The organism is Gottfriedia sp. NPDC056225 (assembly GCF_042267765.1).
GTDB lineage: Bacteria > Bacillota > Bacilli > Bacillales > Bacillaceae_G > Gottfriedia.
Map to the genome: position 1 here is coordinate 192,664 of NZ_JBHJTJ010000002.1, position 21,664 is coordinate 214,327.

Genomic DNA, 21,664 nt, shown 5'->3' on the forward strand with positions numbered 1-21,664 from the left:
CTTAAATTGAACGCTGTTTCTTTAAAGCAATTATGTTTAAAGAAATAAACAGTATCGAAAATCCTAGTAAAATTAATAGCTGGAAGCCAACATCTACAAGGGACTGACCTTTAATCATAATTCCTCTTAGTGCCTCTGCTCCATATGTCAGTGGTAAAATGCCTCCAATAACTTTAAACCAATTTGGTAAGAATGCTGTTGAAAAAATACCTGAAAATAGTATTTGAGGAACAGCAATCACTGGAATAAATTGCACGACTTGAAATTCATTATTTGCATATGCAGATAATAACATTCCGAGTGTTAATGCAGTAAGAGATAGCAAAATATTAACTACACAAACTTCCCAAGCGCTTCCTACATTATACATATCCAATACTGTGATTGAAAAGATTGTGATAATAATTGATTGTATAAGAGCAAAAAATCCAAATCCTAGAATATAACCTACTACAATTTCCCATCTTTTTACAGGTGTAACTAGTAATCGTTCTAAAGTTGTCGTTAATCTTTCTCGCACAAATGAAATACCTGATAAGATAAAAACAAATAAAAACGAGAAGAATCCAATAAAAATAGGTCCAATCGAATCAAACGATTCCATATTTTTACTACCGTAAATTGGATCCATTACAATTTTAAGATTAGACGGTGTGATTTCCTTCACTGCTGATTGAATCTCATCCATAACTGCAGTAGTTCTTGCTTTATCAGTCCCTTCAATCTGTACCACTATTTCTCCTGACTTAAATAAGACAGCACCATCAAGCTTCATATTTTTCAATTTAACTTTTATATCTGAAGGATTAACATTTTTTACTTTCGCATAGTCTTTCATTACATGTTCAAATGCTGGCGGGGCATCTACAAGAGCTAATGTAGGCTTTGTATCATCTTGTTTTAAGATATAAGAAAATAAAAATAATAACACAATAGGTGCTACGAAAATCATTGCAAGAGATCTTCTATCTTTTAAAAATTGTTTAATGATTCGTTTTGAAATAGCAAAGATTCTCATGAACTCACCTCATTATTAAAATATAGGTCTTCAATCTTGCCAGTTTTTGATTTCGAGATTAAATTTTCAGTCGTGTCTAATGCGATTAGTTCACCTTCTCTAATTAATCCAATACGCTCGCACTTTTCAGCTTCTTCCATGATATGGGTTGTAATAATGATCGTAGTGCCTTGTTTTTTCATGTCAAAAAACTGATTCCATATTTGCTTTCTAAGTACAGGATCAATTCCAACTGTTGGTTCATCCAGAATTAGTAATGTAGGTTTATGCAGAATTGAAATTGCTAGAGAAAGTCGCTTTTTCATTCCCCCAGAGTATTGATTAACTTGTTTGCTTAATGCATCCTCTAAACCAACAATTTCAGCTACTTCCTGAATTCTCGCCTTTAGTTCTTTACCTTTTAAATTATATAGCGCACCAAAGAAACTTAAATTATCAGCACCAGTTAAATCACTATACAATGCATCAGATTGACCCATGTATCCTATCGACGGCAGGACGGAGAAATCAGGCATCTGTTTGTTATAAACAAGTACCTCTCCTTTTGAACTTTTATCAATTCCAGCAATCAATTTAATTAAAGTTGTTTTTCCAGAGCCTGATGGGCCTAATATTCCAAAAATTTCCCCTTCTTGAATAGTCATAGAAATATTTTTTAGCACAGCTCTTTTTCCAAATAAACGATCGACCTGTTGGATTTGAACAACATTGCTCATCTTAATCCTCCGTTCAAATATATTTACTTTCATATTTTTCACAATGAGTGAGTACTCACTCTTCAACTTCATCTTAAATCACTTTTTATTACTAGTCAATAAAAAGTGAGTACTCACTCATTATATTTGGATAAAAAAAGAAAGATGCCTATAAAGACATCTTTCCCAACAGAATTATAATGCTTTAATCATTTCCTCAACCATTAATGTTGAATTTACTGCTGCAGTATGAATGAATTGATCAAATGAAATATCTGATTCTTTACCCGCAATATCTGATAATGCACGCGTTACAACAAACGGTACTTTAAAGGCATAACAAACTTGAGCAATTGCAGCTGCTTCCATTTCTACAGCATAAAGATCGCCAAATTTTCCTTTTACGAACTCAACTCTAACAGGATCATTCATAAATGAGTCACCAGTTACAATTAGTCCTTCAACTACTTGAATTCCATTAATCTTTTCAGCACATTTTTTAGCAATAGACTTTAATTTGTCATCTGAAGGGAATGCTGCTGGCATACCTGGTACTTGGCCGTATTCATAATTGAATGCAGTTACGTCTACGTCATGGTGACGCACTTCTGTTGAAATCACTACATCACCAACATTTAAATCTGTGTGTAAGCCACCTGCAGAACCTGTATTAATAACAACGTCTGGCTGATATTTTTCTAATAGAATTGCAGTTGCCATTGCTGCATTAACTTTACCAATCCCAGACTTTAATAAAATTACTTGCTTACCTTCATATGTACCAATATTATATTCTGAACCTGCAATTTCTTCTTTTTTCAGGTTATCTAATTTATCACGTAATACATGTACTTCTTCTTCCATTGCTCCAATAATAGCTATTTTCATTCTTTTATTCCCTACTTTCTATCAAACTTTAATCATTTTAACATATACAGACATACCTTTCATCTTTCAGAATGCAACCCGCATTTAATACTTTAAAGCCTTTACTTCCTGGACTAGTATCGGGAGCCACCCTTCTTTTTCAACCCAGTGTAAGTAAACGACATATTTATAGCTTAAGTCATTTGTGGCTATATATACTTTTATACTTTGAAGATCGTATCCTTTACCGAGATGCCACACGGAGAAATCTTCTTTTGTTAAGGAAGTAGCTTTTGAAACTGCTTCTTCCATTTCGTAGAAGTCTTGAGATTTATAACTATACCTAACGATATGCGGTTCAATTTGCTTCGTTATATTAGGCTTCCATTCTTTCACAGTTGACTCGATTATATTTTCATCATTTACTGAATCTCGAATAATCTCATTTACTCTTTCACGATATTTGGCTTGGTATGGATTCGGTATATCCGTCATTTGCTTTGGTTCTTGGACTGATGTAGTTAGCTCAGCTTTTGCAGTTTTAGGCTCCATTTTTTCTTGCTTAATGATTGGTAGCGCAATTTTTATCCCTAAATAGATAATTCCAAAAAGAAGTGGAATAAGTAGTAAACGGTAAAAATAATTCCCTCTTCGTACACTTCTTAACTTTTGGACCCTTCTGTTTGTTTCAATCGAAGACATTGACAAAATCCTCCAAAAACAACTAATTTTCCCTATTTTATCATAGAGTTAATTAAGAAAAAAAGTTATTTAGTGTGGCTTTTATCAAAGTTATAAATAGATTTTACTAAATTTGTAACAGTATCAGACGTAGATGTGACTTCGTTAGAAACATTTAAACTAACTACTGCAAATGCATATCTTGGTTTGTCATATGGGAAATATCCTGCGAACCATTTGTTTTGTTCAACTATTTTACCATCGACTACTTTTGTTTCTGCAGTACCACTTTTACCAGCTAATGTATACGGTAAACTAGCATATCTACTTCCAGTTCCTTTAGCATCCGTTACTACTCCTCTTAATAGCTCTCTTAATTTTCCCATTGAATCTGGAGCTAAATAATCATCTGCCAATGTTTGATCTGGAAATTTAAACATTTCTGTACCGTTTTTATATAATACAGAATCTACAACCTTTACTTGTTTTGGGCTTCCTCCACGCGCTATTGTCGCCATCATATTGGCTACTGCAAGAGGTGAAACTTTTACATCCTGCTGTCCAATGGATGAATTTAAGAGTTTATCACTTAAATTGTTTCCTACAAAATAAGTTGGTTTTCCCTCATTTTGAAATTGACTAAAACTAGCCTCGTGATAAACTGAACCTGTCCAACCTACGGGACCATCTAAACCTAGCTTTTTAGCATAAGTTTGAAACATATCTTTATTTTTTTTAGTTAATTGCTTTCCTAATTGTCCAAATGTGTAATTACAGCTTTCATAGAAGCTTTGTTGGAAGTTTAAATTACCTTTTCGTTTTTTCTCTTCGTCTTCGTATTTACCAACTAGATTATTATTACAATTAAACATTTGATTATCTTTCACAATTCCTTGATCAATCGCAGCAGCCGCTACTACTGTTTTAAAAACAGACCCAGGAGTACTAGCTAATAATGCATAATTCGTTGCTGTATTGTCATTTTGAGAAAATAAATTTTGGAAATCCATAGTAGGTCGACTTACCATAGCTAATAATTTGTTCGTCTTCACGTCAATTAGTACCGCTGCGCCTTTTTTAAGTTTAGCTTGGTCAACTGATTGTTCTAGTATTTGCTGTAAATTCTTATCAAGTGTTGTAGAAAGGGAAACTGGATAAAAGGGATTACTTGGCTTGGCATACTTTACTTCATTTCCGAACATTGGTTTACCTAAATTGTCTACATGAAGCATTAGATTAGATGTACCATCAGATTTTAGGAAATCTTCAAACTGAGCTTCTAATCCGATTACTCCAAATTCCTTAGGTTTATAGTCTCGATCACTCTCATACTGCTTTTCATATTGTTCTTTATTTTCTCTTGCAATTCCTATTAAATGTTCTGCTAATTGTTTATCATCTTTATCTTGTGACAGCATTGAAATTAAACCAGAAACATGTAAATTATTAATTTCGTCAATTTCTTCAGATGTTAATGTCTTCTTAATCCCATCCAATGTAAAAGGTTCTTTTTTATTATTAAACTGATTTTTTATATTTGTAACCGATACTCCTGTGATTTGAGATAATTTTTCAATCGGCCAATTAATAGTTTTTAAAAAGGGAAATAAAATAACTTTTGGGGTATAGGCTGCGCTTAATAGTTTTCCATTACGGTCAAGTATTTTTCCACGACCATTATCAATACGAAATTGAAAAGTCCTTTGAGCAACGCTTCGTTCAATTAAGTTTACCTTCTGTGGCCCAAAATCCTTTTGATTAAGTACACCTATATCTAAACATCTGTATAGGATTAAAGAAAATAATAACGTAAATATAATTAAAATGGCTTTTATCCGTCTATGCATAAAAAAACACCTCATCTACAGTGTAGACGGGGTGTTCTCTTTTCAAACTATTAAATTGTTAAACAAATCAAATTATTTAACAGCAGTAATTCTCACTTGCATATCTCCACCTGGAGTACTAACAGTTACTTCTTCACCAACTGTTTTACCTAATAAGCTTCTAGCGATTGGAGAATCATTTGAAATTTTACCTTCAAATGGGTCAGCCTCAGCACTACCTACGATTGTGTAAGTTTCTTCGTCACCTGCAGGTAATTCTAAGAAAGTAACAGATTTACCTAAAGTTACTGTATCTGATGCTTCGTTGCTTTCAGTAATAATTTCTGCATTACGAATCATATTTTCTAAAGTAGTAATACGACCCTCTACAAACGCTTGCTCATCTTTAGCTGCATCGTATTCAGAGTTCTCTGAAAGGTCACCGAAGCTACGAGCAATTTTAATACGCTCTACAACTTCTGCACGTTTTACAGTTTTTAAGTTTTCTAATTCTTGTTCTAATTTTTGTTTCCCTGCTAAAGTCATAGGGAATTTTTTTTCGTTAGCCATTTTTGTACACTCCTTTTAGTATCCACCGTTTCTTTATGTAGAACTTCTAAATATATGTTTATACAATGGTTGTACAAACAGTGTATGAGAATAATTAATGAAACATTCAATTTTTGAAAACGCATTCTTTTATATAGAAAGATGAAGAAGTTTTTGCTTCTCCATCTTTCCAAAATTATTTTAAGGAATTATTCTCTCATATGAAGGTATTATAATACACTTACTCTTTCAAGTATAGTCTGAATTTTTGTAGCCATTAAATCAATAGCAACAAAGTTCTGACCGCCTTCAGGTATAATAATATCAGCGAATTTTTTAGATGGTTCACAGAATTGATTATGCATAGGTCGTACAACATTTACATATTGATCTACTACAGAATCAACTGTTCTTCCACGTTCTTTTATATCTCGCTGTATTCTACGAAGAATTCGTAAGTCAGCATCCGTATCTACAAATATTTTTATATCCATTAAGTCACGTAAACGCTCGTCTTCTAAAACTAGAATACCTTCTAAAATGATAACTTCTTTTGGTTCTACAGGGATTGTTTCTGAAGATCTTGTATGAATTGTATAGTCATATACAGGTTTCTCAATTGCTTTGTATTGCAATAATTCTTTGATATGCTCAATAAACAAATCATTATCAAATGCTAATGGATGGTCATAATTTGTTTTCAATCTTTCTTCCATTGGCAAATGAGTTTGATCTCTATAATAAGAATCTTGCTGTATCATTAAAATTGAATGACCTTTAAATTGATCATAGATTGCTTTTGTTACAGAAGTTTTACCAGAGCCAGTCCCTCCAGCAATTCCAATTACAATGGGCTTATTCCCCATACTTCAATCCCTCTTTCTTATCAAACTAACTTTTTTCTCATCATGTTGTAAGGATATACTTTTTGATCTACTTTAATTTTTATAATTTCTAATGGATGTCTTGCTGCATCTACTTCTGTACCTTCTTCATTCACAATTACACCAACTGTTTGTTTGAAGTTTTCGATTTCTGGACCAAAGAATTCAATTTGATCACCTGGTTTAAAGTAGTTACGTTGTTGGATTGTTGCGATTCCTGTTTGCTCATCATAGTCTAATACAAGACCTGCAAAATCATACGTTGTTTTTTTGCTATGATTTCCATACATTTGCTCTTTCATTCCTGGGAATCCTTCAAAGAATGAAGAAGCAGTGTCACGATTAGCACATTTATCTAGTTCTTCAACCCACTCTTCTTTAAATTCAAAGTTTTCTGGGTCAGCACAATATGCATCAATTATTTTACGGTAAACAGATACAACTGTTGCAACATAATGAATTGATTTCATACGACCTTCAATTTTTAAACTATCTACACCAATTTCAATAAATTTAGGAATTGAACGTAATAAATTTAAATCTTTAGGGCTCATTGCAAATGGTGAATCTTCTGCATCAAATAGAGCATTTTCCGCTGAATCTGGATTTTGAGACTCAGTTTGAACTAAATCATAGTCCCAACGACAAGATTGACAGCATCCACCACGGTTTGAATCACGTGCAGTCATATGATTACTTAATGTACAACGACCAGAGTATGCAATACACATTGCTCCATGAATAAATGTTTCAATTTCAACGTCAACTTTTTCTTTAATCTCTTTAATTTCCTCATAGCTTGTCTCACGTGCTAATACTAATCTGTGTAAACCTTCTTCTTTCCAGTATTGTGCAGCACGATAGTTTGATAAAGATTGTTGTGTACTTAAATGTACTTCTAATTTAGGAGCAGCCTCTTTACATGTTTCAATAATATAAGGGTCAGCTACGATAATACCTGTAACTCCTGCTGCTTCAATTCCTTGCAAATACTCAACTAATCCGTCCATGTTTTCGTTATGAGCAAAAATATTTGTTGTTACATAAATTTTCGCATTAAATTTATTTGCAAATTCTACCCCTTCAGCCATATCTTCTAAAGAGAAGTTATCTGCATTCGAACGTAAACCAAATTCTCTACCACCAATAAATACAGCATCAGCGCCATATCTTACTGCAATTTTTAATTTCTCTAAATTACCAGCTGGTGCTAATAGCTCAGGTTTTTTCACGATCACACGTTTGCCATCAACTATTTTATCTAATTGTCCAATTGCCATCATTTATCCTCCTCTTTAATACAGGATTGTGAGCCCAGAAATCTAAAACTCTTACAAATCCAGTTTTCTCTGCCTTACCTGTTTGTCCTCTTTTAAAAGCTCTATTAATAAACTGTTTCTTTGAAGAAGAATCCTGCGTCCAGTGGTCTGTTTACTGGTTGAATTGCTTCGATTTTATCGAAAAGTTCGTCTTTGATTTCTTCATATGCTTCACGGTCATCTACACATAAGTCAATTGCTTGTCTGTATAGTTTAGTTGCTTCAACGATATATTCTGAAGATTTTAAGACACCGTCAATTTTGAATGAATCTATACCTGCATCAACTAATTCTTCTAGCTCATTAATAATACAAATATCGTTTGGACTCATAATATGAGTTCCGTTTTGATCTTCAAAAATCGGATATTTGTTATTACGTTCATGGTCAACTAAGAACATATTTTCTTCATATTTCTTTTGTTGAATAATCTCTAAGTTTTTACCTTGGTATTCAAAATAATTACCTACTAGAGAACGTTTAGATTGGAACATACACGTCATTCCATGTACTTGTACTTCGATTTCTACATTCGCATTTTCTTTAATTTCAGCAACAGCTTCAAAGCTTAGCTCTCTAGCTAATACAGCACGTTTTGAGCCTCGTTTACCCCAGTAATTACATGTAAACCAGTTTGTTGCTGTTGTTTCTGTGTTCCAATGTAACTGCATGTTTGGTGCAATCTGACGTACCGACATAAGGACTGCTGGGTCACCAAAAACAATCGCATCAACATTTGCATCTCTTAAAAACGCAATGTAGTCTTCTATTTCATCAAGAATTTCATTATGGTATACGCCATTCATAGCTACATATACTTTTACATTTTTTTTATGTGCAATTTCTACTGCCTCTTTTACAGCTTCACGATTAAATTCACCCGCTAAGCGTAATCCAAAGCGTTGTTCACCAATAATAACTGCGTCTGCTCCAGCATCAGCTAATTTATCTATATCATTTAGGTTAGTTGGCGTAACTAATAATTCAGGCTTCATCATTATTAACTCCCCTTCTCTTACTAATAGCAACTCCATCACCAATCGGCATAATTGTTGAATCATACTTTGGGTGGTTCATTAGCCATTCATTGTAGTTTTGAATCCTTTTTATTAAAGCTTTCTTGCGTCGATTATCAACTAAATCCGCACTTTCAGCAACCTGACCTTTAAATAGTACATTATCCGATATAATAACACCTCTATCTGATAATAACGGCTCATATAATTCAAAGAATCGCTGATACTGAGCTTTAGCTGCGTCGATAAAAATAACATCAAATTGTCGATTGTCAGGCAATTTTTCTTTTAAAAGTAGAGCGTCCCCTTCTAAAAGTAAAATTCGATCACCGTAATCACTTCGACCTATAAACTCTTTTGCTTTTCGAATTCTTTCTGCATTTCGCTCCATTGTAACAATCTTTACATTTGGAAACTCTTTTGCCATTCGAATACTCGAGTAGCCAATTGCACTTCCAATTTCAAGTATTGAAGTTGGCTGAATTAAATAAAGTAAACCAAGCATAAATTCCATGCCTGCTTTATCCATGATTGGTACATGATGCTCCAATGCATATGTTTCCATTTCTTCTATAAAAGGTTCTCTATGTTTATAAAAATTCGCCAAGTATTGACGAACTAAAACGTCATTCATTGCTTATAAAGCCTCCAATAGAAATACAACCTTGTTTAAAACAAGGTGTAAGTAAAATTTCTGTGTATCTGAATTTTTTAGACCCGTAATATTCTAACATAAAAAAAAGACCCTTGGCTAGTACCAAGAATTGTTGCAACGCTTACACTATTTTTTGATTTACAAAATTCCTCAGTAGACTATTTGTTCTACTGAGGAATTTAATATTTTGTATACAAGTATTTCCAATTTTTTATTTTATATGCTTTTCTTTTTCAGTATTGTGCTCTGCTAATGATTTAGTGAAGATTACCTTACCTGTTTTATCAGCTAGGAAATATAGATAATCTGATTTAGCAGGCTCTAGCGCAGCAACAATACTATCCACACCAGCACTTGCGATTGGGCCAACCGGTAATCCTTTTACATAGTAAGTGTTATAAGGAGATTTAACTTCTAAATCTTTATATAATACACGTTCTTTATGTTTACCTAAAGCATATAAAACAGTTGGATCTGTTTGTAAAGGCATATTTACTTTCAGTCGATTGTAAAACACACTTGAAATCAACTTTCGGTCTGTAGTACCTGTAGCTTCTTCCTCAATTAACGAAGCCATTGTTAAAGTTTGATGTGGTGTAAGCTTTTTATTAGCCATTTCCACTTTATATTGATCTAAAATTTTTACAGTTTCATTTAACATTGGCGTAATAATTTGCTCTAAGCTTGGTGTGAAATCTCCATACATATAAGTCGAAGGGTATAAATATCCTTCTAGTGGGTATCTAATTCCTTTTTTAAAGATTTCATTTGTTAATAATTGAGGAAACTTTTTTTGTAAACCTTGGATAAATGCTTTATCATTTAACTGCTTTAATACTTTCGCTTCATCTAATTTAAATTCTTTTGCAATAATCGCAGCGATTTCCTTTAATTGAGATCCTTCTGGAATCATTAAATCCTTAACCGCTACTTGGTATTTTCCCCCTACTTGTAGGTGGTTTACAATTGTTGAGATTCCTTGATTTTCACTAAAATGATAGTTGCCTGATTTAAGACTAGCGTTGTTATGCAATTTCACATATAGTTTAAAAATTGTTGTATTTTTTATTAAGTTTTTCTTTTTGAAAATTGCTGCAATATTATCAACTGAGCTTCCTTCAGGAATTGTTACTAATTTAATTTGTTTATCGGATGCATTAACAGGTTTTAACATATATTTATATGTAGCAAAGCCTGCTCCAACTAAGACAATTAAAGCAATGATAAGATATGTAAAAATACGCATAACTCTGCCTTTTTTATTTGAATTATTGAATCCATTTTGATTAAATTCATTATAAGTCAAGTTACCAACCTCCTTTTCCACGTTATAGTATACTACAAATAAGTCGTGAATCGGCAATTTTCTACATAAAAAAAATGCTAAACACCTTATAAGTGATTAGCATTTTTTAAATTCGAGAATATTATTCTCCTTCTTCTTCATCAAAGAAAGTATTTAATACTTCTTCAACCATTTCCCATTCTTCGTCAGATTCGATTGGATATAACTCTCCATCTTCACCGTCTTCTGCAGGAATGAAGCTAGAAGCATGATAGATTGGATCTCCATCTTCATCAAACTCTTGTCCTACTGGGCTGTAAATTACGTATGATTTACCATAGTCATCTGATTCAAAAGTCATAATAATATTACAAAGAATCTCATTACCTTCCTCATCGATGATTGTAATTTGTCTGTCTTCACCGTGTTCCATTTATATCACCTCTATTTTTTAATCCTTTTATGTACAAGTATAAAAGTGAATATGTGGAGTTTGCCCTCTATTCGGCCAAGCTCCACTCTTCTTTATCACTTTATACTATCTAGGTAGTTTTGTAAAATAACTACTGCTGCCATTTTATCGATTACTTGTTTTCTTTTCTTACGACTTACGTCAGCAGAAATTAGTAAACGCTCAGCAGCCATCGTTGAAAGTCTTTCATCCCATAGTATAACCGGAAGATTGAATTCTTCTTCAACCATTTTTCCAAAACGCTTGCAAGCTTCACCGCGTTCTCCAATGCTTCCGTTCATATTTTTAGGTAAACCTACTATTATTTTTTCAATTTCGTAGCTGTCGATGATTTCTTTCAGTCGGTCTAGTCCAAATTTCTGACGTTCTTCGTCAATTCGAACTGTCTCAATACCTTGAGCAGTCCAACCTAGAGCATCACTTACAGCTACACCAATTGTTTTAGTTCCTACATCTAATCCAAGTGCCCTCATTAATTATTCTCCACGATGTTGTTGTAAGTAAGATTTAACTAGTTCTTCGATTATTTCATCGCGCTCTAGCTTTTTCATCATACTTCTTGCGTCATTATGACGAGGAATGTATGCAGGATCACCTGATAGTAAATATCCTACTATTTGATTGATTGGATTATAGCCTTTTTCTTGTAACGCGTCATGAACCTTTAACAAAACTTCATTAACTCGTATATCTTGACCTTCATCTTGCAAACTAAACTTCATCGTTTTATCAAATGAATCCATACAAAGCACCCCACTTATCCGTATATTTTTAGCTAATTACATTGTACCATTTTTATTGAACAGTTACGAATCAGCTAAAAATTTTTATTTTTCGTTATTGTACACGATTTTTCTTTTATTTTGAAATCGTGTTCATCCATTGTTCAACAAAAGCAACCGCTTCGTCTAATTTTGAAGGATCTTTACCACCAGCTTGAGCCATATCTGGACGGCCTCCGCCTCCGCCGCCACAAATTGTAGCAGCTTCTTTTATTAGATTTCCTGCATGATATCCTTGGCCAACTAAATCTTTTGTAACACCAGCAATTAAGTTTACTTTTCCTTCATTAGCAGAACCAAGTAAAACAACAACAGATCCAATTTTATTTTTAAGATCATCAACCATCGTACGAAGACTATTCATATCTGCTCCGTTTACTTTAGCAGCAACGAATTTCACTCCATTTACTTCTTTCACACTATTACTAATATTTCCTGCTTCAATATTGCTTAATTTTGAAGAAAGTGATTCATTTTCTTTTTGTGATTGTTTTAAATCTGATTGTAAAGTTTCAATACGAGAAACAACGTCTTTTGTATTCGATTTTAATAGACTAGCTGCATCTTTTAATTGACCAATTTGTTCCTGCATATACTCATAAGCTGATTTTCCTGTCACTGCCTCAATACGACGAGTACCAGCTCCAATACCTGATTCAGATACAATTTTAAACGTACCGATTGATGCTGTGTTATCAACATGGCAACCACCGCATAGCTCTAAACTATAGTCTCCAACTTGTACCACTCGTACTACATCACCATATTTTTCTCCGAATAATGCCATTGCACCCATTGCTTTTGCTTCAGCAATTGCTTTTTCAGAAATTTGAACTGGGATACTTTCCCAAATTTTTTCGTTCACAATTTTTTCAATTGTTTCTAGTTCATCTGCAGTTACTTGACCAAAATGCGAGAAGTCAAAACGAAGACGCTCTTGGTTTACTAATGATCCAGCTTGGTTTACATGAGTTCCAAGTACATCTTTTAATGCTTGATGTAATAAGTGAGTAGCTGTATGGTTCTTTACGATACTTGAACGATTAGCTTTATTAATAGTTGAAGTAACTTTTGAACCTACTGATAGTGCACCTTCAACAACCTTTACACGATGTAAATTTTGTCCGTTAGGTGCCTTTTGTGTATCAAGAACCTCAACTTTTAAACCAGGAGCTGTTATCGTTCCACGGTCTGCAATTTGACCTCCACTTTCAGCGTAGAAAGGCGTTACATCAAGAATTAAATGAGCTTCCTCACCATTTGCTACATCTTCAACTCTTTCACCGTCTTGAACTAGAACAAGAACTGTAGATTCAACCGAGCCTTCGCTATACCCTACAAATGATGAAGCTTCCTTAATTTCACGTAGTACCTCACTTTGTACTTGCATTGAGTCTACATCTTGTCTTGCAGAACGAGCGCGTTCACGTTGTTTTTCCATTTCAACTTCGAAACCATCATGATCGACAGTTAATCCTTCTTCTTCTGCATATTCTTCTGTTAATTCAATAGGGAATCCGTATGTGTCATAAAGACGGAAAACATCTGCACCATTAATGACTGTACTTCCATTAGCTTTCGCATCCTTCATTACATTTGTAAGAAGTGATAAGCCTTCATGTAAAGTTTCATGGAAACGCTCTTCTTCGTTTTTAATTACTTTTTGAATAAATGGCACCTTATCCATCACGTTTGGATAATAGCTTTCCATAATTTCTGCAACAACTGGTACAAGCTCAAACATGAATGGACGTTCAACGCCTAGTTTTTTAGCAAAACGTACAGCACGTCGAATTAATCGACGTAATACATATCCACGCCCTTCATTTGAAGGAAGTGCACCATCTGCAACAGCAAACGATACAGTACGAATATGGTCAGCAATTACTTTAAAAGCAGTATCTTTATCTAAATCACCATTGCGGTATTTTTCATTAGAGATTGTTTCAACTACATTGATAATAGGCATAAATAAATCAGTGTCAAAGTTTGTATCAACTTCTTGTAGTACACTTGCCATACGCTCTAAGCCCATTCCAGTATCAATGTTCTTGTTCGGTAATTCAGGATATTCTTTACGGTCTAAACCATCTTTTGAATTAAATTGAGATAATACAATATTCCAAATTTCTAAATATCGATCATTCTCTAAATCTTCTTTTAATAATTTAATTCCAATGTTTTCAGGATCGTATTTTGTTCCACGATCATAGAAAATCTCTGTACATGGTCCGCATGGTCCTTCACCGATTTCCCAGAAGTTTCCTTCTAACAGAATAATATGCTCTGGATCTAGCCCTAATTTAATCCATAAATCATAAGTTTCTTTATCTTCTGGGTAGACAGTAACGTATAATTTTTCTTTTTCAAAACCAAACCAGTTAGATGAAGTTAATAACTCCCATCCCCATGTTACAGCGTCTTCACGGAAATAATCCCCGATTGAGAAGTTACCTAACATTTCAAAAAATGTATGGTGACGAGCTGTTATACCTACATTCTCAATATCATTCGTACGAATTGATTTTTGTGAATTTGTTATTCTTGGATTCTCTGGAATTACACGACCATCAAAATATTTTTTTAATGTCGCTACACCACTATTAATCCACAATAAAGTTGGATCTTCTACTGGTACTAAAGATGCACTTGGCTCTATAGAGTGACCTTTTTCTTTAAAGAAATCTAAGTACATTTGGCGAATTTGAGCAGCCGTTAGCTTTTTCATTATATTAACCTCCATTTAGTAAATTTATCATGTTATAAAATGACTTAAAAAAACAAAAAAATCCCGTCCCTAAAACAGGGACGAGATGTACTCGCGATACCACCCTGATTATGAATAGAAAGCAAATTGCTTAGGCATTTGCTGCCTCGATGTCTATTCATCACCTCAAGTGACCGTAACGTGGCCTGACGTCAGTGATTAGCTGCATTCAGGAGTAGCTTTTCTGTCACCCTTCATTAAAGTTTCTTTCAGCCTAGGAAACTTCTCTCTTTAGTAAATGCTTAAATGGTCTGTGACATACTTTTTCCTTCAAAATTTTGCAAATATAATTGTATGAAAAAATAGTATCATTGTAAAAAATGAAAGTCAAGTTGAGAGTCGCTCTTTTCTATTACTGAAATACCGTATAACGGAAATGACGACAACAAGCAATGGAACAGCAAGTAGTAATCCTACAAACCCGGCTACTTCACCTGCAACTAGGAGAGAAAACATGATGATTACCGGGTGAGTATGAATCGATTTCCCAATAATAAGTGGAGAAAGAACATTCCCTTCGATTAATTGTAAAATAATTAATATAATACCTACTCTAATTAGTAAACTTGTACCTTCTGAAGCAGCTAAAAATAAAGTTGGTACAGCTCCAATTACTGGACCAAAATAAGGAATTATATCTGTTATGCCAATGATTACCCCTAACACTAGAGCATATTTCATTCGAACAATCCAAAGAAAAATTGTTGCTAAAACAAAAAGCAAAAAGCAAACTAATATTTGACCGCGAATATATTTTCCAAATGTATTGTCAAGTTCCTTTGCCATACCCTTTGTTTCATAACGCCATTTATAAGGTATTATTTTCCATAACATTTTCGTTAAGACCTTATAATCTTTTAAAAAGTAAAACACGATAAATGGAATAATAAAGAGCGAAATAATATTGTTTACTAATTGTTTCATCCATACCCCTGATTTATTCAATAATGATAAACCAGATTTTTCAGCCCCATTAATCATTAAATCAATTCGATTGTGAAGAAAAATTGGCATTCTTGAAGTTTTCTTCTCAATTTTAGATAAAAACTGATCATATAATGCCATTACTTTTGGGAAAGATCGCAATATATCTTCCCATTGTTGTTTGAAGATTGGTAATAGCAAATATAATCCTAGTACACATCCTCCAAAAAATAAAAAATAAATAAGTAAAATCGCATATACTCGTTTTAACCCTTTTCTATGAATGTATTCAATTGCTGGGTGCAATAAATAAGCAATAACTAGTCCAATCAAAAACGGCACCATCGACTTCAAAATACCAATCACAATATGTAAGTAAACTGGTTTTAAATAATAAAATACAATACCAACTAATCCAATTAATAGAATTAAACATAATCGATAAATCCACTTTAATTTTAACCCGTCCATAAAAAACCTCCATACTGATAATAGTATGGAGAATTTCAATCAATTTATGTGACTTTCAATAAAATTTGAAAAGTCTTCTCGCTTCCACCTGGATCTGAAATCATAATTTTTTTCAAGTAAGGGAAGCTATATGTTGTTGATTTCCACTACAGGATTCTCGCTTTCCATGGGGCGAGACCTGAGTCTCCTCGGCTAGCCTGCGGGGTCTCAGCCTTCCCGCATTTCCCATAGGAGTCGAGAACCCCTCCGTTCCAATCAACTTCTTCGAAATAAAAAAAGTATGAAATAAGAACTTTACTAATCCCCTTTGGTTAGAAAAAAGAGATTAAAATACTCGGTTATTTTGCTCATATCTGTAAATCGTCACTTATAAACTAATCATTGAATTTGTTCAAACAATTAACATCAATAATTTATATTCTGAAAAAAAACCATTACTAAAAAATGTTGATATTTCAAAAACAAATTATCTATTAAAACAAATAAATAACATCATCAAAAAAAGATTTACCATCAGATAAATCACTTAGTAACATTTTAACTATTGACTAATTTATACTTCAACAACAAAAAAGCACATGCCTATATAGACATGTGCCTCAAAAATTAAAGCATTTTTTTCAATGACTTTCTCATGCGTTTCATGTTTTTTGAAGAAAGCCATTTATTGTCGTACGCCAATTTCATCGCAAGTGCACCTGCACCTAAACCTAAACCTAATAAAGAGCTTTTTCTAGCCATTAATTAACCACTCCTACATACTAAGTTTTCGATCCTCATCGTCAAATAAATCATCTAACGAACTTAACGTACCATCTTCTTCAACTTGGTGGGTATAAATCATGCCTTTATTAATTGTTAGTTCAATATAGCAACCCCAACAGTAATATTGATTTACACCGATTTTCCCTAAGTCTTTACTATGACAATTTGGACAAATCACAACGCTCGCTCCCTTAGCCTAAAAAAGGCAATGTTTCTAAGCATTGTGACCAAATTTTCATAAAAATATACGTTAGTACAGGAATCGTCTTGCACTATATATTCTTAGTCAATTACATGAAATCATAAGGTGAAAGATTTGGTAATTCATCTGAAAGCTGAAATGGCAAATCATTATCTAACTGTACTTCACCATTTTCGATCCCTTTTAATTTCATACATAGTGTAGTTTGTCTTTGTCCATCATCCGTTCGACCGATCCCTTGAATAAATGCGTCTTGTTCACCACATATAATTAAGAACTTCTTACTTCTTGTCACTGCCGTGTAAATTAAATTTCTTCGTAGCATTCGATAATAACTTTTTACAATCGGAAGCACAATAATATCAAATTCACTACCTTGTGACTTATGGATTGAGCAACAATAAGCAAGTGTTAATTGAGAAAAATCTGGTCTAGTATAGGTCACTTCATTTCCATCAAATGAAACGATTATGATGTCCTGTTGTTCTACATTTTCTTTAGCGAAAAATATATTAACGATCTCACCCATATCACCGTTAAAAACATTGTTTTCAGGGACATTTACGAGTTGGAGTACTTTATCACCTGTACGGTAAGTTGTATCTCCAAAATGCATTTCACGCTGCTTTTCTTTTTTAGGGTTAAACACCTCTTGCAACCCAACATTTAGTGCATCAATTCCTGCTGGACCGCGATACATCGGTGCTAGCACTTGAATATCTCTTACAGGAAAACCTTTTTTATTGGCATTTTCACACACCTTTTTGACGACTTCAACAACTTGTTGACTTGAACAACCGATAAACGAACGATCTTTTCTTTGCTCAAATAAATCCTCGGAAATTGTTCCATCTTTTATATAATGTGCAAGTGTAATAATCGAGGAATCTTCTGATTGACGGTAAATGTCTTTTAATCTCACTGTTGGAACTGTCCCAGAGTTTAATAAATCCTTTAATACTTGACCTGGACCAACTGACGGTAATTGATCCTCATCCCCTACAAAGATCACTTGGCAGCCTTCTGGGATACTTTTCAACAGTTGATTCCCTAACCAAACATCAACCATTGAAAACTCATCAATGATCAGTAATTTTCCATTTAAAGGATTGTCCTCGTGATGGCTAAACTCGCCCTCTCTTGTCCAACCAAGCAAACGATGAATTGTAACTGCTGGTAATCCTGTTGCTTCGCTCATGCGTTTTGCAGCTCTTCCAGTAGGCGCAGCCAGCAAATATGGGAATGGATCATCTTTCGGGTAAGAATGTTGATCTAATGATAGTTCATGAATTTTCGAGAAAAGATTTACAATGCCTTTTATTACTGTCGTTTTCCCTGTCCCAGGCCCACCTGTTAAAACCATCATCGCTGACTCCATCGCCTTTTTAATTGCTTCTGCTTGCGAAGGTGCATATTTCACTTTCATCTTTGCTTCAAGTTCTTCTAGCTCTTTTACAAATCTTGATTCAGTCATTTCACCTAAATCTGGAGCACTGCTTAATAATTTTTGGATTGCATTCACAATCCCTTTTTCTGCGTAATAAAGCGCAGCTAAATAAATCCGCTCGTCTTCCATTACTAGCTTGCCGTCTGCTACTAAACGTTTCATTTCCCGAGAAATGTCGAGTGCTTCGACAAGCTCTTTATCTTGTTTCATTAATAATTGTCTAGTTTCGTCAATAAACTGGTCTTGTGTAATATAAACATGTCCTTCTTGCATCGATAAATGCTCTAAAATATAAATACAACCCGCTCGTATTCGATCAGGATGATTTCCAGTAATTCCGATTGCTCGACCAATTTCATCTGCTCTTCCAAAACCAATTCCATCTACATCTTCAATCAACTTAAATGGATTTGTTCGTATAACATCTAGAGTTGATTCATTATAAGTCTTATAAATTTTAATCGATAACCCTGTACCTATACCGTAGCTACTTAGAAAGCTTATTACTTTTTCAAGACCTTGATGAGATAAAATGGTCTCATAAATTTCTTTAGCCTTTGCTTTTGCCAGCCCGGGAACCCCTTCTAAGCTATCAGATTTATCTAAAATTTTATTAATTGCACCTTCACCTAGATGATCAACAATTTTTTCGGCCGTTTTCTTTCCAATTCCTTTAAACAAATCTGATGATAAATATTGGATAACACCTTTTTTAGTAGATGGAAGCTCTTTTTCAAACGAAGAAATTTGAAATTGTTTACCATACCTTGGATGGTCTTTTAGAATCCCTTTAAATGTATATGACTCATCTTCATTCATTCTTGGAATATTCCCTGTAATGGTCATTTCCTGTTCACAATTTGATAAATTTGTATCGACCACTTTTACCTTTGCAACAGTATAAAAATTTTCTGCATTATAAAAGATGATTGTTGTGACATTTCCTTTAATATAAGGTGTTTCATCAACAAACAATTCCATTTCACTTTGCGTTTGCATTTCTCCACCTCCCAAGCTTTAAAACTAAAGTAACTTATTCTTCTTCTTTATTTTCAATCACTTTTAATGCATGCATAGCAAGCATGTGATCATTTTGATTTTCAATCGCTTTATTAAAATGAGCTTTAGCAATTTCAACTTGATCATCAAACATCGCAATAATACCTAAATTATAGTGTGCATCAGCATGATGTTCATCTAATTGTAATACTTTTTCTAAATTTACTTTTGCTTCTTCTAACATTTCTAATTTTGCTAAAGTAAGACCATATTGGAATAATGCATCTACGTCTTTTTCGTCTAGCTCAATCGCTCGTTGAAAAAATGGAAGTGCAAAACGATCATCTCCATTATTTACACAGCATAATCCAATCATAAAATGTACATCGCTATCATTCATACCAAGTTTCACACAATGTTGAAAATGATTTTTTGCTAAATCAAACTTTCCATCCTCAAAATACACTGTTCCGACAGCGTAGTGTGCAGCTGCTAGTTCTGGATCAAGTTCTAAAGCTTTTTCAAAAAAGCGACAAGCTCGTTCTACATCGCCCATTGATAGTAAAAGCTGACCAAAATTAACATATGCTAATGAGTTAGTAGGATTTTCTTCTATTTCTTTCGTTAAAAAATTAGCTGCAACTTCTAAGTTTCCTTCTTGAAGGGCTGCAACTCCGCGTTCAAAATTATTCATGTATTACACCTCTATGTATTTTCTTTCAATTAATTTATCTTTTAATCATAACTACTAAGTTTATGAAATAACCAAATCTTTCTATTTAACACTATCACACCAATGAATACATTTCAAAGGAACGTTTCTTCAATTTTGTTTCAGTATTTTATTTACTTTTCCCTAAAAAAAAACAACCCCAACCATCCTTGGCTGGGGTAAATAGATTATCTTAAGTAAGTTAATTCCTCACCATCGATAAATGCACGATCAATCGTACCTCCACCTAAACAGTCTGTTCCATCATAGAATACAACTGCTTGTCCTGGAGTGATTGCACGAATTTTTTCATGGCAAAGAATTCTTACTGAGTTATCGTCTAAAATATGAACTGTTACTTCGTTATCTTCAGAACGATAACGGAATTTAGCAGTACATGTAAATGGACCTTCTTTTGGCATTTCGGAAGTCCAACTAATATCAGAAGCAAGTACTTCATTACTATAAAGTAACTCATTGTGAAAACCTTGTTCAACTAATAAAACATTATTTTCTAAGTCTTTTCCTACTACGAACCAAGGGTCGCCATTCCCACCAATTCCAAGGCCGTGACGTTGACCAATTGTATAATACATTAGTCCATCATGTTTCCCTTTAACTTCCCCGCTCATCGTTCTCATTTCACCAGGTTGAGCAGGTAAATAATTACTTAGAAATTCTTTAAAGTTGCGCTCACCAATAAAGCAAATTCCAGTGCTGTCTTTTTTCTTAGCTGTCGCTAAATCTGCTTCCTCAGCAATTTTACGAATTTCAGGCTTTAAATACCCTCCAAGTGGAAACATAACTTTAGAAAGTTGTTCTTGGCCAAGCTGATTTAGGAAATATGTTTGATCTTTATTGCTATCAATTCCTCGTAACATTTTAAATTCACCGTCACGATATTCAACGCCAGCATAGTGACCAGTTGCTACATAATCCGCTCCAAGTTCCATTGCATGTTCAAGAAAGGCTTTAAATTTAATTTCTTTATTACACATTACATCAGGGTTTGGTGTTCTACCTTTTTTATATTCATCTAAAAAATAAGTAAACACTTTATCCCAATATTGCTTTTCAAAGTTCACTGCATAATACGGAATTCCGATTTGATTACAAACTGCAATTACATCTTCATAATCTTCAGTTGCTGTACAAACGCCAAATTCATCTGTGTCATCCCAGTTTTTCATGAATATCCCGATGACATCATACCCTTGTTGTTTCAATAAATATGCCGTCACAGATGAATCTACACCACCTGACATTCCAACTACTACGCGAGTGTCTTTTGGATCTTTTTTATTCATCAATATTATCCTCTCGCATTT

The 21,664-nt window shown here is 33.7% G+C and carries 21 protein-coding genes; all 21 read right to left on the bottom strand.

The window, feature by feature from the left end; all coding sequences use genetic code 11:
* Position 1: 1 nt before the first annotated feature.
* Complete coding sequence (locus ACFCYN_RS03075; protein ID WP_375947441.1) at positions 2-1,018, bottom strand: ABC transporter permease; 1,017 nt, start codon at positions 1,016-1,018, stop codon at positions 2-4.
* Positions 1,015-1,734 carry an ABC transporter ATP-binding protein gene (locus ACFCYN_RS03080; protein ID WP_216854017.1) on the bottom strand — a complete coding sequence of 240 codons (720 nt, stop codon included), beginning with the start codon at positions 1,732-1,734 and terminating at the stop codon, positions 1,015-1,017. The genes ACFCYN_RS03075 and ACFCYN_RS03080 overlap by 4 nt, the downstream gene beginning before the upstream one ends.
* 174 nt (positions 1,735-1,908) lie before the next feature.
* Positions 1,909-2,601 (bottom strand): 5'-methylthioadenosine/S-adenosylhomocysteine nucleosidase, encoded by a 693-nt coding sequence (gene mtnN, locus ACFCYN_RS03085; RefSeq protein WP_375947443.1) that lies wholly within the window; start codon positions 2,599-2,601, stop codon positions 1,909-1,911.
* An 84-nt stretch (positions 2,602-2,685) separates the two neighbouring features.
* The gene (locus ACFCYN_RS03090) at positions 2,686-3,282 is read right to left on the bottom strand and encodes a YrrS family protein (protein WP_172447427.1); all 597 of its coding nucleotides are present in this window, start codon (positions 3,280-3,282) and stop codon (positions 2,686-2,688) included.
* 65 nt (positions 3,283-3,347) lie between these two features.
* Complete coding sequence (locus tag ACFCYN_RS03095) at positions 3,348-5,108, bottom strand: peptidoglycan D,D-transpeptidase FtsI family protein (protein WP_375947446.1); 1,761 nt, start codon at positions 5,106-5,108, stop codon at positions 3,348-3,350.
* A 72-nt stretch (positions 5,109-5,180) separates the two neighbouring features.
* Positions 5,181-5,657, bottom strand: coding sequence for a transcription elongation factor GreA (greA, locus tag ACFCYN_RS03100; RefSeq protein ID WP_098121801.1), 477 nt, complete (start codon positions 5,655-5,657; stop codon positions 5,181-5,183).
* Between the two features lie 209 nt (positions 5,658-5,866).
* Positions 5,867-6,502 carry a uridine kinase gene (gene udk / locus ACFCYN_RS03105; RefSeq protein ID WP_098121802.1) on the bottom strand — a complete coding sequence of 212 codons (636 nt, stop codon included), beginning with the start codon at positions 6,500-6,502 and terminating at the stop codon, positions 5,867-5,869.
* A gap of 20 nt (positions 6,503-6,522) precedes the next feature.
* Positions 6,523-7,800: a peptidase U32 family protein gene (locus ACFCYN_RS03110; RefSeq protein WP_172447425.1), complete on the bottom strand. Its 1,278-nt coding sequence runs from the start codon at positions 7,798-7,800 to the stop codon at positions 6,523-6,525.
* Positions 7,801-7,904: 104 nt separating this feature from the next.
* The gene (locus ACFCYN_RS03115) at positions 7,905-8,837 is read right to left on the bottom strand and encodes a peptidase U32 family protein (protein WP_172447424.1); all 933 of its coding nucleotides are present in this window, start codon (positions 8,835-8,837) and stop codon (positions 7,905-7,907) included.
* Positions 8,824-9,489: an O-methyltransferase gene (locus ACFCYN_RS03120; protein ID WP_098121805.1), complete on the bottom strand. Its 666-nt coding sequence runs from the start codon at positions 9,487-9,489 to the stop codon at positions 8,824-8,826. The genes ACFCYN_RS03115 and ACFCYN_RS03120 overlap by 14 nt, the downstream gene beginning before the upstream one ends.
* Positions 9,490-9,721: 232 nt before the next feature.
* On the bottom strand, positions 9,722-10,756 hold the full coding sequence (gene mltG / locus ACFCYN_RS03125) for an endolytic transglycosylase MltG (RefSeq protein WP_172447810.1): 1,035 nt from the start codon (positions 10,754-10,756) through the stop codon (positions 9,722-9,724).
* A 181-nt stretch (positions 10,757-10,937) separates the two neighbouring features.
* Positions 10,938-11,228, bottom strand: coding sequence for a DUF1292 domain-containing protein (locus ACFCYN_RS03130; protein WP_056472710.1), 291 nt, complete (start codon positions 11,226-11,228; stop codon positions 10,938-10,940).
* A gap of 95 nt (positions 11,229-11,323) precedes the next feature.
* Entirely contained in the window at positions 11,324-11,740 is a 417-nt protein-coding gene (gene ruvX / locus ACFCYN_RS03135; RefSeq protein ID WP_172447423.1) for a Holliday junction resolvase RuvX, read from the bottom strand.
* A 3-nt stretch (positions 11,741-11,743) separates the two neighbouring features.
* Positions 11,744-12,010, bottom strand: a complete 267-nt coding sequence (locus ACFCYN_RS03140) for an IreB family regulatory phosphoprotein (protein WP_056472706.1) — start codon at positions 12,008-12,010, stop codon at positions 11,744-11,746.
* 115 nt (positions 12,011-12,125) lie between these two features.
* Positions 12,126-14,777 carry an alanine--tRNA ligase gene (gene alaS, locus ACFCYN_RS03145; RefSeq protein ID WP_375947450.1) on the bottom strand — a complete coding sequence of 884 codons (2,652 nt, stop codon included), beginning with the start codon at positions 14,775-14,777 and terminating at the stop codon, positions 12,126-12,128.
* A 366-nt stretch (positions 14,778-15,143) separates the two neighbouring features.
* Positions 15,144-16,211, bottom strand: a complete 1,068-nt coding sequence (locus ACFCYN_RS03150; RefSeq protein ID WP_172447421.1) for an AI-2E family transporter — start codon at positions 16,209-16,211, stop codon at positions 15,144-15,146.
* Between the two features lie 606 nt (positions 16,212-16,817).
* The gene (locus ACFCYN_RS03155; RefSeq protein WP_098121810.1) at positions 16,818-16,952 is read right to left on the bottom strand and encodes a DUF3918 family protein; all 135 of its coding nucleotides are present in this window, start codon (positions 16,950-16,952) and stop codon (positions 16,818-16,820) included.
* Between the two features lie 13 nt (positions 16,953-16,965).
* The gene (locus ACFCYN_RS03160; RefSeq protein WP_098121811.1) at positions 16,966-17,154 is read right to left on the bottom strand and encodes a hypothetical protein; all 189 of its coding nucleotides are present in this window, start codon (positions 17,152-17,154) and stop codon (positions 16,966-16,968) included.
* Between the two features lie 112 nt (positions 17,155-17,266).
* Positions 17,267-19,624, bottom strand: coding sequence for an SF1B family DNA helicase RecD2 (recD2, locus tag ACFCYN_RS03165; protein WP_172447420.1), 2,358 nt, complete (start codon positions 19,622-19,624; stop codon positions 17,267-17,269).
* A 34-nt stretch (positions 19,625-19,658) separates the two neighbouring features.
* A complete protein-coding gene (locus ACFCYN_RS03170) occupies positions 19,659-20,318 on the bottom strand; it encodes a tetratricopeptide repeat protein (protein WP_375947453.1) in 660 nt (219 codons plus the stop codon).
* Between the two features lie 206 nt (positions 20,319-20,524).
* A complete protein-coding gene (gene mnmA / locus ACFCYN_RS03175; protein WP_098121814.1) occupies positions 20,525-21,643 on the bottom strand; it encodes a tRNA 2-thiouridine(34) synthase MnmA in 1,119 nt (372 codons plus the stop codon).
* Between the last annotated feature and the right edge of the window lie 21 nt (positions 21,644-21,664).